Genomic DNA, 12,061 nt, shown 5'->3' with positions numbered 1-12,061 from the left:
CTGAACCTCTTGAGAGTTTTCTTTGTGTCACAATAGACAAGTTATTGTATCCTTCTCCCTTTTTATAGATATTAGTCAAAAAGTTTCGGAAGAATACCATTATCTATTATTCCAGAAAGTAATTTATTCTCACTATCTAAAACTGCTGTAAAATCTTTATCAGATTTTCTAAGTATAAGAAGATACTTACTTCCATCTTTGTTAGTTAAGTCATATGCTTCCCATGCTTTATCCATTCCATCCACTATATCATTATTTGATGTGTTAATAACAGTATCTGAATTATAATTAATATCTAATTGGTTTAGAATATTTTCGATAGATTTACTCTGTTTAGATGTGGCATTTATTTCTTTTTGAAATTCTGATTTTGTACCACATGATGAAAACATAAGAATTATCAATGTCATCATTGTTAATGAACCTATAAATTTTTTCATATCATTCTCCTTAATTTAGTTATCTGCCCAAGAGTAAGAGTAAATGTATTCTTTATGTAATGTATTATCTGTACATTTTAAGAATTTTACGAAATATCCATAAACCTTTCTTTAATACTATATGGTGATTATTCTAGTATAACAGTTATTTACTTTAAAGTAAATAATTGTTATTTTATAATTAGATTCCTCGGCATATGTTAATATTGAGGTGATGAATTATGCAAGCAACGAATATTCTACTGTCGGATACTCTTTTTTATAACAATGAACAGGTTCTGTCCTATAAAATCAATTACCCTCAGTTTATTACAAGCAACTGTACAAGTTTTATTGGGAAATTGAATAATTACTATAAAGAAAATGCTTTAAAATTCGAGAAATATTGCAGAGATACCTTATTTCCAGAAACAGTAGAGCAATATAAATATGCCAAAGAAAATAATTATCCTATTATTCCATATGAAGCAGTAATGAACTACAATATTACATATCTAACGGATTGCTACATTAGCTTGTATTTTGATAAGTATATTTTCACTGGTGGTGCTCATGGCAATACAACACGTTTTTCAGATACTTGGGATGTATGTAAAGGATGTATCATGCAATTAAGTGATTTCTTTCCGCACAATCCAAACTTCAAAGATGATATCATTACCTTTATTATTGATGATATCTCAGAACGACTAAAAAACCCTAATCTACAGGGAACCTATTTTGATACTTACAAGCAGGATGTACACAATACGTTTCACGAAGGTAATTTCTATATGACACCGAATGGAATTGTCGTATTTTTTCAGCAGTATGATATTGCACCATATTCCAGTGGTATTCAGGAATTTTTGATTCCGTATTGTTCATGAAAACATTCACTGCTAAAATTACTGAAATAATGTTTATAAGCGTTCACAGTATCTATGATGTATTACATCAATAATGTTATAATAATTAAGCAGAGCATTACATTATGCTCTGCTTAATTACGTTTTCTCATAAAATTGTATTAAAAATCCTTGCTTTTGTGTATTTTTTCAATTCTGGAGTGTTGATTACCATTGAATATGTCAATTCCGTTCATTCCAGAAAGCGTTTAGCTATTGGAATTAGTTGGCAGACCAAAAAAAGAGTGATATAATTAATTTTGTATTTCGAGAATTTCCAATATAAAGTACGAATTTTTTTGGGGGAACAATCATGATAACATCTAGTGATATAGATTATCTAGAAACTAAATTGATAAAGCAGGGAGGAAAAGTATTAGAGTCACCTTTAAGAGATTTAGCGGAATGGATAAACAAAGAATTTAATGTTAATGTTATTAATATTCATTATGATTATATTCAAAACGAAAGACCGAGACTTGGAATTATCTTAGAATTTAAAACTTACGAAAGAATATTTTATAGTGACAATTACAATTATGATCATAAAAAGCAATTAGCTATCTCAGAAAAATTCAGCGAAATATTAACTTTAAATGATAATAAATCTAAAGCCAATTTCCTATTCAAATGGTTAAAAAAAGAGTCATCCATGAAATACGATACGAAAGATATCTTTGTATCTTTTAACTCATTTGAACCTATTGCAAGGGAAGAAGCAAACAATCGTATACCAGAAGAAAAAATACAGAAATTAAAGAATAAGTTAAATGAAGATTTATGGTTGATTTCAAGATGCTTTTCTTCTACTACTTTTTTCTTTTATACGGATGATCAAGTAAAAGAACATAGTAAGGATGGGTCATTGGATATATTTAAAGAAGCGTACTTTAATTTATTAAAACCATATGATGAATTCGACTATATAAATAAAGAAAACTTCTGTATTTATATTGATAGCAAGGAAAATTTTGATAAGAACTTCAAAAGTAATTGGTACTATTATTACAAATAGATATTTAGTTTTCAAAAGGATAAGGTAGAGCACATAAAAGGAGTATACATATGAAACTTGGAGCGACGTTATATATAAAAGACACAATTGAAGCTGTAGAGTTTTATGAAGAAGTTTTTGGAATGACATTGGGTTATAACGAGAAATTTCCAGACGGAACATTTATGCATGCGGAATTGCTTAAAGATGGACAAGAGATATTTTCTATAAGTGAATCACGAAACGATGCTTTTGTCGATATTATGCTGACATCCTCATTAAAAGAATCACGTCCGACTATGAGCTATGGGATTCAATTTGATAGCGAAGATGAAGTAAACAAGGCATACTCCATGTTGATACAAGGTGGAAAAGTGCTGAGTCCTTTGGGGGCGCTTCCTTGGAGTACTTGTTGTGCGGATGTAGTAGATAAATATGGTGTGTATTGGTACATAGCTAAATAACTGAGAATTAGGAGACATTATGTTATTAGAAAAACTCACACATGAGAATGCTGAAAAATGCTTAAATATGAAAAAATGGTTATGGAAGAATTGCTGTTAATGAGGCAATTGAGCTTGCTAAGGGGGGCTTTGCCGGGACGGCTGATACGATAGTGTTGTTTGTTGAACCTGAAAATCATGTAGCTGTCAAATTGTATGAGAGCTGTGGATTTACTAAAACTAGTGAAGTTATAGATGGTCAAATTAAATATGAGAAAAGGTTATGAAATGGGTTTATTGAACTTTTAAAACTTCTCTAAGGGAATGATTATGATAATTCAGATATGATACGGGAGTAGATATAACTAGCAAGGAGGTAAAAAATGAAACTATCGGATAGAACATATAAAGAAGTAAAAGATTATTTATATACAAATAAAAATTTGATTATTCCTGTAGGGACATGCGAGCAACATGGACCCCATTTACCTTTAAATAATGATACATTATGTGCTGAATATTTTGCTGAAGAATTATCGAATGCAACTGGTTGTCTAGTTGCCCCAACAATAAACTATGGTGTGAATCTTCCATGTGACATTTCCTTTACAGGGACAACAACAATTTCTAAAGATACTTTAAAAAATATTATAACGGAAATAGTTGATTGGTGGAAAAAACAAGGATTTGAAAATTTTTTCATTATAACTTTTCACGGAGACCCGTTCCATATTGATACCCTATGTAATATTTCGGAGAATGTCTATCTGATAGAAGCCTATGAAATTGACTATACTGGTATTTTAGATAAGCAATCTACTATGAGGCATGCTTGTGAAGCCGAGACATCAGTTGCTTTATGGCTATACCCTGAAAAGGTTAGAACTATGTTAATGGAGGAAAGTGATATAGTATTTGATGATTTTCGTGAGTATCTTTTTCATGAGAATTGTGAAAAACCAGACGGATATATTGGTTGTTTAGGATATCCAAAATCAGCATCCGCAGAAAAGGGTAAGATCCTTGTTGAAAAAATGAAGGATTGGGTTATATCAGAATATTATAAAGCGATTCTTAAAGAGTAAAGTAATTTTCTGCAACTTGATTTGAATCGTTATTGCTTATAATTGTGAAGCGGGATTTATATTAGATTTAGGAGAAAAATGATTACATAAAAAGAGGTTAACAGTGAATATTTTAAAGTTTGCACCGACTCACGCTTAAATTATTTGAAGGGATGTGATAGATAGGAATGCGCAAATTAGAATTTACTGAAAGAAAATACCTTATTGAATTATTTAATAATCCATCAAGTGCAATCATATTAGCATCATTATATACTAATATTGGTGAAACATGGATAAACGATAAATTAATAAATAAAAATGGTATAATTTTTGTAGAAAACACATTTTATATTGGTGGACATTCTATTGATAAAGAATTGATTGAATTTCTCTTTGAACAGATTCTGAGAAAAGAGATATCTCTTTACTACATAATACCTCAAAATAATGATATGATTGCATATTTCGATGAGTACTTCAATCAAGTAAAATATAAATATTCAATAATAAAATCAGAGCGTCACTTAATGGACATTGATATGAATAATATAAATCATGATAAATTAATGAGTTTTATTAACGATTTGCCAGTAAAATATCAATTAAAGCCTATCAATGAAGAGTTATTCTATACTGCGATAAGTGGCGATAAGTATTTAAATAATTTTATAAAGTTATTTAGCAATTATAAAGATTTTGAGAAAGAAGGATTCGGATTTTTTATACTAGATGGTTCAGAAATTATTGCAGGGATATCTTCTTTTGCAAGATACAAAGAGGGAGTAGAAGTGCAAATTGCTGTAAAACCTGAATATAGAGGCCAGCATCTAGCACGTATATTAGGTGCGGAATTTATCTTAGAATGCAAAAAAAGAGATTTATACCCTTGGTGGGATTGTGCAAATCCTATATCGGAACATATCGCAACTGAATTTGGATATGTGTTAAAGCAAATTACTACAATATATAAATGTATGTTAAATGAATGATAAATGCTTTCAATGTGGGGCATTTTTTTATTAAACTTTTACTTTTTGAATTATAAAACCAATACTTAGAATAGGAATATAAATAAGCATCGCTAATCCCTAAATTACGGGTTAGCGATTTTTTGATCTTACCGTGTAGCATGCATCTATTTCCAAAAATTTGAATTTAAATCCTGCAAATGTTATAATATGAAAAATTCATTAGAGAGGGTTTATTGATATGGAGAATAATTTAGCCGAATATTATAACGGATATGATGAGGAGAGGCGCCTTTTCAGAGATAATAGCCATAATATTGAGTGGATTACCACTATGCATTATTTCAAAGATTTAATCCCTCCGAACTCTTAATTCCGCTAGTAAGGAAGATTTTGAAAAATACATTCAATTTCATTTGAAAACATGTGAAAACAAATATTTATTGGGATATAGCATACACGGATTATTGATTTTAAAAAAATACTAGAAATGAGCTATTTCATTTCGGCTTATGAATGGAACTGACCTGTGATGTGATAAAGGACTTATTACCATTGTACGTTGAAAACATTTCAAGTGCTAATACACGTATCGTCGTTGAAGAACATATCGATTCTTGTGATAGTTGCAAAAAAGAACTTGATAAATTTCAAGCGCAAGAAGAATGTTCATTTGGCACGAATACATTACCCCTAAAAAAATTGCAGTACACCTTATGCAAAAGAAAATATCTCACTATCCTATTCTCAGTTATGTTTACATTATTAGTATTGATTATAGTAAATGAATATTTAACAGCCCCGGAATACATACCTTATACTGAAAATCCAGTTACTATTACAAAAACAAACAATGAATTATTTATAGTACATTTTAATATTCCTGGTGCTATGTACCAGATTAGCCAATATAGAGAAAACGATAATTCTGGATATATCTATAATATTTCTATGTGGAGCAGTATATGGAATAGAAGTATATATAAAGATGCTGTCGACGATTTTATTTTAAATCCAAGAGGTGAAGTAATATCCAGTGTATATTATAGCTCAAATGATGGTACGGAAGATATCTTAATATATGGAAAAGACCGGAGTCCGAATGGTGGAACAATTACGTTACCTCGTTTGGTTTTAGCTTATTATGCTACAATAGCTGCTGTTTTAGCAGTCATATTGGGGATTGTCTTGTTTTTATTTCGCAATAATAAAAAAGCAAAGGCGATCATTCTTAAATTTTTTACTTTATCAATCTCGTATCTTTTGGGGCATATTTGCATCAAGGGTTTTTCTACCTCTTCTTATAATGCTATTCGTGATTTTTATGCTATTTTATTAGCTATGATACCAATTTATTGTGCTATGCTGATTGGTGAGAAATTGTTAGTTAGCAGATCACGGTGATTGAAACCTTATCAGAGAGATATTAAACTTTTTCTTATCACAATTGACTTCCTCTAATAGGAAAAGTATAATTGCGTAAAGGTGATAAAAAGGAGTATTTTACCATAAACGATAAATATGGGGAAGCTCTGGTGAGAACGGACGGATTTATTAATGAGGAGGGTCTACATGTTTCAGATAAGGTACCTAGAGGAAAAGGACAAGGAATTTTGGTATACGCTTGATAAACACTTGCCAGAAGTAGAATTCTTGAAAAAAGTAAATGATAAAAGAGGGTACGTCATTCTAGAGGATGAGAACCCTATTGGCGTATTACGCTTTAATATGTTTTGGGATAATACCCCTTTCTTAACATTAATTTATATTGATTTCGCTTATCATAAAAAGGGATATGGCAGAAAAGCTATGGAATTTTGGGAAAAAGAAATGATTAAGCAAGGTTACAAAATGATTATGACATCTACCCAAGTCGATGAGGATGCACAACATTTCTATCGAAAGCTTGGCTATAAAGATTGTGGATGTGTAGTACTTGATATTCCGGGTTTTGAACAGCCACTTGAGATGTTCATGGCAAAAGCTCTCTAGATAATCAAGAAATGAAAAACTGGATGTGTTTTTATAAAAATATAGGAGTGAATAAATGAATAATAGAAAGAAGAAATTGATAAAGCATTCAATCAGTATACTATTTTTTGCATTATTTACTTTTTTCTCTATTACAAAAGATGCATCAGCTGCTACAGTATCGAAGGTAACAGATAGTAAGATAACCTCTGTTAAACAGCCATATATATTAATTAGTAATAAAATATCCGATATAACGGAAGGAAAAACCTATCAGTTTACTGCTAAATCTGTTGGTTTGGAGAGTACAGATATTGTATGGTGGGTTTCTAATAAAGAGTTGGCTTCCATTAATTATTATACGGGATATTTTATCGCTAAAAATCCCGGAAAAATTAAAGTTACTGCAAAAGATAGAAAAAGTGGTAAGATTTCTGCTTGTTATGTGGATATAGGACTAGCAGATGAGAATAAAGATGAGGTACCACTCAATAAGATAATCATATGGAAGGATGCTCAGATTGAAACTGCGGCAAGAGGAAGTTTAGGTAAATATAAAGGTCCCGTCACAATGGGAGAAGTCAATTCTATTACAGAGCTTTTAGTGGAAAATACAAAAGATGCATGGGGTTCTCATTGCATGGATTCTCTCGATGACTTAAAGTATTTTAAAAATTTGAAAATACTAAAGTTTAATGATATTGGTTTATCGGTAATTGAGGATATATCACCAATATTGCAGTCAAAGAATCTAGAGGTACTTTCAATAACATCAGTAAGTGATCGGTTAGAAAAATTAAATGTTTTAACAAACTTGAAAGAGTTAGAAATAACCATCTCAAAAAAGGATGAAAAAAATCTTACTTTTCTATATGATATGCCAAGCCTTGAAAAGTTAAGTATTAGCGGCAGTAGTATAAAGTCTCTGAAAGGGATTGAAAAGTTACCACACCTAAAGGAATTAAATATAATCTCCATGCCAGAACTTAATGATATTTCTGCATTAAAAAATTTATCAAATCTACAAAAACTTTCAATTTTTACAGCACTTTCAAATGAGAAATTAAAAGATTTTAGTGTTATTAGCAAAATTAATAATTTAAAGGAACTATACTTGCATACGGATTACATAGAAAAATTCAATTTTTTGCAAGGCTGTAACAAATTAGAGGAATTGAATATTGTGACATCTGAAATACAAGATGTTACTGTTTTTTCGACGCTTCCCAAATTAAGAGCTATTAAATTGTCTAGTTATAAAGAAAGTGAATTTAAGGGATTTGAACAGTTAACTCAGATTCAAACATTAGAATTTACGAATCACTTAATAAAGGATATCAACTTTTTAAGTCAATGTACGGGGCTTAAAAATCTATATTTAAGTACGTTTCAATTAAATGATATCAGTGGAATTTCAACCTTAACTAATATTGAAAAACTTCGGGTAAATAGCACTGAAATTACTGATATATCTCCGTTTACAAAACTAAAAGCTTTAAAAGAATGTGTATTAAGTGTTAATACGGATAACTTAGAGCCATTAAGTTATCTAAACAATATAGAAACATTAGAGATTTCTGGTCATAATTTTCTATCCATTGAACCATTACAGCAGTTAAAAAAATTAAAGAATTTAAAGATTTTAAATTCAAATCTAGAAAATATAAAACCGTTAGATTCATTGATTAATCTAGAAACATTATCTTTGGAATGTCCTAATATAACGAGTATTGAGCCAATTAAAAAACTAACTAAATTACAGGAGTTAGCGATTTCATGTAATAAGCTTGAAGCATTAAATGCATTGAGTAATCTTAAAAATTTAAAATCGCTATGTCTAGATATTAAAGATTTGCCATGTATGAAAGAGCTTGAATCATTAAATAATCTAGAGGGTTTAGATATAGCTGATATTAAGGTTGATGAACTGGAGCATTTAAGAAAGTTAAGTTCATTAAAACAGTTAAAAATATGGACGAATAATATTATTTCAGATGCGTCTTTTATAAACGAATTAAATAAACTTGAGTCATTATATATTGGATATCAAGTAAGTAATCTTTCTTTCTTAGAAAACAATTTTAGTTTAATGAAAGTGTATGTTCATGCCCCAAATCTAAAAGACTACACATTATTAGATAATGCTGATTTTGAGGAATGTACAGTATATACTAATCTAAAGACAATTGTCATAAGAAATGGGGTAACTGATATGATATATCATTTAGAATGAAAAAGGAGAATGTATGTTTGAAGAAGATTATATTATGCGCCTGATTAATCAAGTAATCAGAACTCTATTAAAGTTGCTATTTAATATAGACACAGAAAAGAAGGAAGAACTGAATTTTATTTTAAATGAAACAGAAGATAAGTATGATGAGTTACTTAATCTTATAGATAAAGGACAGATTAATGAGGCAGAAAATAAGTTGATAGAAGAGCTAAATCCTAAGGATAATCAATATTATAAGAAAGCACTTACATTTTACGCTTATTTAAATGATAAGGATGATGATTTTTTGATAGAACATGATTATTCTAAAAAGGAAATAGCAGAGGGGCTAAAGTATGTATCTGAAATCTATGGTTATGGTAGCATGGTCAACACACTTTTTAGTATGATATCAGATGATTAATTTGATCTATAAAGTCAGCATGATGCGAGGAAAATAATCTAAATAAGAGGCATGGAGTAGGTTCCTAATCAGGAGGATGTGAAAAGGTATGCGTATCTTCATTAATTATGTGAAAAAGTTTATATGGTTTATTATCTTATTGGCTATCTTATATATCATACAGCACCTGATTAATTATTTATCATATTACCAAGGACCTTTACAATCATTAGTGAAGTATATATCTAAGATAGGGATACGTGAAGAAAATATATTATTTCTGCTATGGTATGTACTTCAGATTGTTTTTACTGTTTTAATACTTAAATGTATAATCCGTAAACCATTAAAGGAATTGGGCTTTAATTTTAGAAATAAAAAACTAGGAAACCAATACATTAAAATCTTTTTTATTATATATCCAATTATATATATTGGCGCATGTTTGGTTCTATATAAAGTCATGGGGCGAGAAATATTAATAAATGGCAGAGTAGAGAAACCGATTCATGATATTATTATTGATATATTATCCTATGGTTTATTACCAGGTATCGGAGAAGAACCTTTATTTCGAGTATTTGTAGTCCAATTTTTATTACTTACCATATTTAAAGAGAGGAAGAATGGTGATAAAAAGACAAGAATTGGAGTTGTTTTGCTATCTTCTCTATGTTTTGTCTATGGCCATATCTATGTTATATCGTGGTATCCATTGGCTATGTCATATAGTTGGAATCAATTAATTTTGGCTTTTGCCTTGGGCATTTTTTATGCCTATACCTATATAAAAACGGAAAGTATTTATGCAGCAATTGTTTGCCATAATTATTCAGATTTTGTTTATATTATACTGAGTTATATTATCTTTTATCAAAGCTAAGGGATATAATGAAAGATATGAGCGCCTAAGAAAAGAATATGGTGTACCTTATGCGTTTTGTTGGACTGAAATCTGGGCAAATTCTTTTGTCGAAAAGGTTACTAATCTACCGTCTATTGGTAATAGCTAACTTTAAAATATTAAGGTTATGGATAAAATCAAGATAATAAATACATAAAGGAGGAATTAATTATGATTCAATCAATTATTCATATAGCATTAGTTGTAAAAGATTATGATGAAGCAATAGATTTCTATACAAACAAATTACATTTTAATTTGGTAGAAGATACTTATCAAGTGGAACAAGATAAAAGGTGGGTGGTAGTGTCACCTCCAGGTTCTAATGGAACAACAATATTGCTAGCCAGAGCTTCTAAACCAGAGCAGGAGACATTTATTGGTAATCAAGCTGGGGGAAGAGTGTTTTTGTTTTTAGGAACTGATAATTTTGATAGAGATTATCAAGAAATGATAGAGCTAGGGATCGAATTTATTAGAGAACCTAAAGTTCAGGATTACGGAAAAGTTGCTGTATTTAAAGATTTATATGGTAACCTATGGGATTTGGTACAATTCAATGAGAATCACCCTATGAATGCAAGAGTTAAATAAAACGCAGTAATTTTCTTTATTCTTGAACATTGGATATATCTGGTATACAATTATTTTGTCTATTTATAAATAATATAGTGGTAGTATGTGTTTTATTATAGTCACGTCCAGTAAATTAGCTAAGTAAATAGATTCCTGCGTATTAAAAAGAAATTATGATATTTTGTAAATCTATTTCTATAAATATATAATAACATAATTTTTCTAATATAGGGGGAGGAGATTAAATCAAATACTTTACTTTATTTTATTATGATTAGCTAAATAAAAACATATAAAGTACGAAAAGAGGAAACAAATTTCTAATACAGTGAAAAAAGGTGGGTGGGCTATTGTATCAACGTATTGGGAGGATAATAAAACATTAGAGCTAGATGTACAAAGAATTAAAAAGGCAATAGGAATCGAATAGTGGTGTATATGTATAGCGGATAGTAAGCTGAAGTAAATAAATAAGAAGAGGAAGTTCGTAGTAGATCTAACTGCGGACTCTTCTCATATATAATAGAAAGAACGGTGAGAAAAATTCGTGGAAACATTAGATGCTATACTTAAACGCAGAAGTATAAGAAATTATACGGAGGAAGCTGTAACGAACGAAGAAATAGATATATTATTAAGGGCAGCTTTTTGTGCACCGACCGCAGTGAATGCACAACCGTGGGAGTTTGTGGTTATAAATGAAAAAGAGGTATTAGATAAAATTAGAGATAAAATGATATTTGCTAGATTTAATGCTCCACTTGGAATCGTAGTGTGTGGAAATATGAAATATGCACTGAAAAGCCAAGATAAAGACTTGTGGATATGTGATTGTAGTGCAGCTATTCAAAATATGTTACTAGCTGCTACGGACATAGGTCTGGCAAGTGTTTGGATTGGGATTTATCCAGTACCGTCAAGAATGGCAACGATGCAAAAGCTAATTGATTTACCTAAACATGTAAAACCTCTTGGAATGGTGTATATAGGGCATGGTACATATGAAGAACCAGCGAGATGCAGATATAATGAAAAAGCAGTTTATTGGCAAAAGTATGATAACGAGAGAAAGCATAGGACAAAGGATAAACCGGCGATGGGACACTACTAATGATACTTTTTCATCTAAAGCCTTTTGATAAAAAAGATTACAAATAATGTTATTTATAGTAATTTGATAAATAGTATGCAAA

13 protein-coding genes and 1 pseudogene are annotated in these 12,061 nt (G+C 30.0%); 13 read left to right on the top strand and 1 reads right to left on the bottom strand.

The window, feature by feature from the left end; all coding sequences use genetic code 11:
* Positions 1-71: 71 nt before the first annotated feature.
* Positions 72-440: a hypothetical protein gene (locus CPHY_RS16775; RefSeq protein WP_012201242.1), complete on the bottom strand. Its 369-nt coding sequence runs from the start codon at positions 438-440 to the stop codon at positions 72-74.
* 221 nt (positions 441-661) lie between these two features.
* On the opposite strand from CPHY_RS16775, the gene CPHY_RS16770 reads away from it, so the two are divergent.
* The 13 genes and pseudogenes from CPHY_RS16770 to CPHY_RS16715 all read left to right on the top strand — a co-directional run bounded on the left by CPHY_RS16770 (position 662) and on the right by CPHY_RS16715 (position 11,979).
* Positions 662-1,309, top strand: coding sequence for a DUF3298 and DUF4163 domain-containing protein (locus CPHY_RS16770; protein ID WP_012201241.1), 648 nt, complete (start codon positions 662-664; stop codon positions 1,307-1,309).
* Between the two features lie 331 nt (positions 1,310-1,640).
* Complete coding sequence (locus CPHY_RS16765) at positions 1,641-2,342, top strand: hypothetical protein (RefSeq protein ID WP_012201240.1); 702 nt, start codon at positions 1,641-1,643, stop codon at positions 2,340-2,342.
* A 50-nt stretch (positions 2,343-2,392) separates the two neighbouring features.
* A complete protein-coding gene (locus CPHY_RS16760) occupies positions 2,393-2,785 on the top strand; it encodes a VOC family protein (protein WP_012201239.1) in 393 nt (130 codons plus the stop codon).
* Between the two features lie 86 nt (positions 2,786-2,871).
* Positions 2,872-3,051: pseudogene (locus tag CPHY_RS22705) on the top strand (GNAT family N-acetyltransferase); the annotation flags it as partial.
* A 96-nt stretch (positions 3,052-3,147) separates the two neighbouring features.
* Positions 3,148-3,849, top strand: coding sequence for a creatininase family protein (locus tag CPHY_RS16755; protein ID WP_012201238.1), 702 nt, complete (start codon positions 3,148-3,150; stop codon positions 3,847-3,849).
* Positions 3,850-4,016: 167 nt separating this feature from the next.
* Complete coding sequence (locus CPHY_RS16750; RefSeq protein ID WP_012201237.1) at positions 4,017-4,820, top strand: GNAT family N-acetyltransferase; 804 nt, start codon at positions 4,017-4,019, stop codon at positions 4,818-4,820.
* Positions 4,821-5,315: 495 nt separating this feature from the next.
* A complete protein-coding gene (locus CPHY_RS16745; RefSeq protein WP_012201236.1) occupies positions 5,316-6,203 on the top strand; it encodes a zf-HC2 domain-containing protein in 888 nt (295 codons plus the stop codon).
* A 168-nt stretch (positions 6,204-6,371) separates the two neighbouring features.
* Positions 6,372-6,791 (top strand): GNAT family N-acetyltransferase, encoded by a 420-nt coding sequence (locus tag CPHY_RS16740; protein WP_012201235.1) that lies wholly within the window; start codon positions 6,372-6,374, stop codon positions 6,789-6,791.
* A gap of 55 nt (positions 6,792-6,846) precedes the next feature.
* On the top strand, positions 6,847-9,003 hold the full coding sequence (locus CPHY_RS16735) for a leucine-rich repeat domain-containing protein (protein ID WP_012201234.1): 2,157 nt from the start codon (positions 6,847-6,849) through the stop codon (positions 9,001-9,003).
* A 13-nt stretch (positions 9,004-9,016) separates the two neighbouring features.
* Entirely contained in the window at positions 9,017-9,409 is a 393-nt protein-coding gene (locus CPHY_RS16730) for a DUF6483 family protein (RefSeq protein ID WP_012201233.1), read from the top strand.
* Positions 9,410-9,497: 88 nt separating this feature from the next.
* Positions 9,498-10,271 (top strand): CPBP family intramembrane glutamic endopeptidase, encoded by a 774-nt coding sequence (locus tag CPHY_RS16725; protein WP_012201232.1) that lies wholly within the window; start codon positions 9,498-9,500, stop codon positions 10,269-10,271.
* Positions 10,272-10,463: 192 nt separating this feature from the next.
* Complete coding sequence (locus CPHY_RS16720) at positions 10,464-10,886, top strand: VOC family protein (RefSeq protein WP_012201231.1); 423 nt, start codon at positions 10,464-10,466, stop codon at positions 10,884-10,886.
* Between the two features lie 529 nt (positions 10,887-11,415).
* Positions 11,416-11,979, top strand: coding sequence for a nitroreductase family protein (locus tag CPHY_RS16715; RefSeq protein WP_012201230.1), 564 nt, complete (start codon positions 11,416-11,418; stop codon positions 11,977-11,979).
* Positions 11,980-12,061: the final 82 nt, after the last annotated feature.

Source organism: Lachnoclostridium phytofermentans ISDg (assembly GCF_000018685.1).
GTDB classification, from domain to species: Bacteria; Bacillota; Clostridia; order Lachnospirales; family Lachnospiraceae; genus Lachnoclostridium; species Lachnoclostridium phytofermentans.
Note: the sequence above shows the minus strand (reverse complement) of the source record. Positions and strands in the feature narration are given on the sequence as shown.

Excerpts from the sequence above, each read along its gene's own strand:
- CPHY_RS16730 (WP_012201233.1), top strand. The coding sequence starts at position 9,017 with ATGTTTGAAGAAGATTATATTATGCGCCTGATTAATCAAGTAATCAGA.
- CPHY_RS16775 (WP_012201242.1), bottom strand. The coding sequence starts at position 440 with ATGAAAAAATTTATAGGTTCATTAACAATGATGACATTGATAATTCTT.
- CPHY_RS16740 (WP_012201235.1), top strand. The coding sequence starts at position 6,372 with ATGTTTCAGATAAGGTACCTAGAGGAAAAGGACAAGGAATTTTGGTAT.
- CPHY_RS16760 (WP_012201239.1), top strand. The coding sequence starts at position 2,393 with ATGAAACTTGGAGCGACGTTATATATAAAAGACACAATTGAAGCTGTA.
- CPHY_RS16750 (WP_012201237.1), top strand. The coding sequence starts at position 4,017 with ATGCGCAAATTAGAATTTACTGAAAGAAAATACCTTATTGAATTATTT.
- CPHY_RS16725 (WP_012201232.1), top strand. The coding sequence starts at position 9,498 with ATGCGTATCTTCATTAATTATGTGAAAAAGTTTATATGGTTTATTATC.
- CPHY_RS16770 (WP_012201241.1), top strand. The coding sequence starts at position 662 with ATGCAAGCAACGAATATTCTACTGTCGGATACTCTTTTTTATAACAAT.
- CPHY_RS16735 (WP_012201234.1), top strand. The coding sequence starts at position 6,847 with ATGAATAATAGAAAGAAGAAATTGATAAAGCATTCAATCAGTATACTA.
- CPHY_RS16745 (WP_012201236.1), top strand. The coding sequence starts at position 5,316 with ATGGAACTGACCTGTGATGTGATAAAGGACTTATTACCATTGTACGTT.
- CPHY_RS16720 (WP_012201231.1), top strand. The coding sequence starts at position 10,464 with ATGATTCAATCAATTATTCATATAGCATTAGTTGTAAAAGATTATGAT.
- CPHY_RS16755 (WP_012201238.1), top strand. The coding sequence starts at position 3,148 with ATGAAACTATCGGATAGAACATATAAAGAAGTAAAAGATTATTTATAT.
- CPHY_RS16765 (WP_012201240.1), top strand. The coding sequence starts at position 1,641 with ATGATAACATCTAGTGATATAGATTATCTAGAAACTAAATTGATAAAG.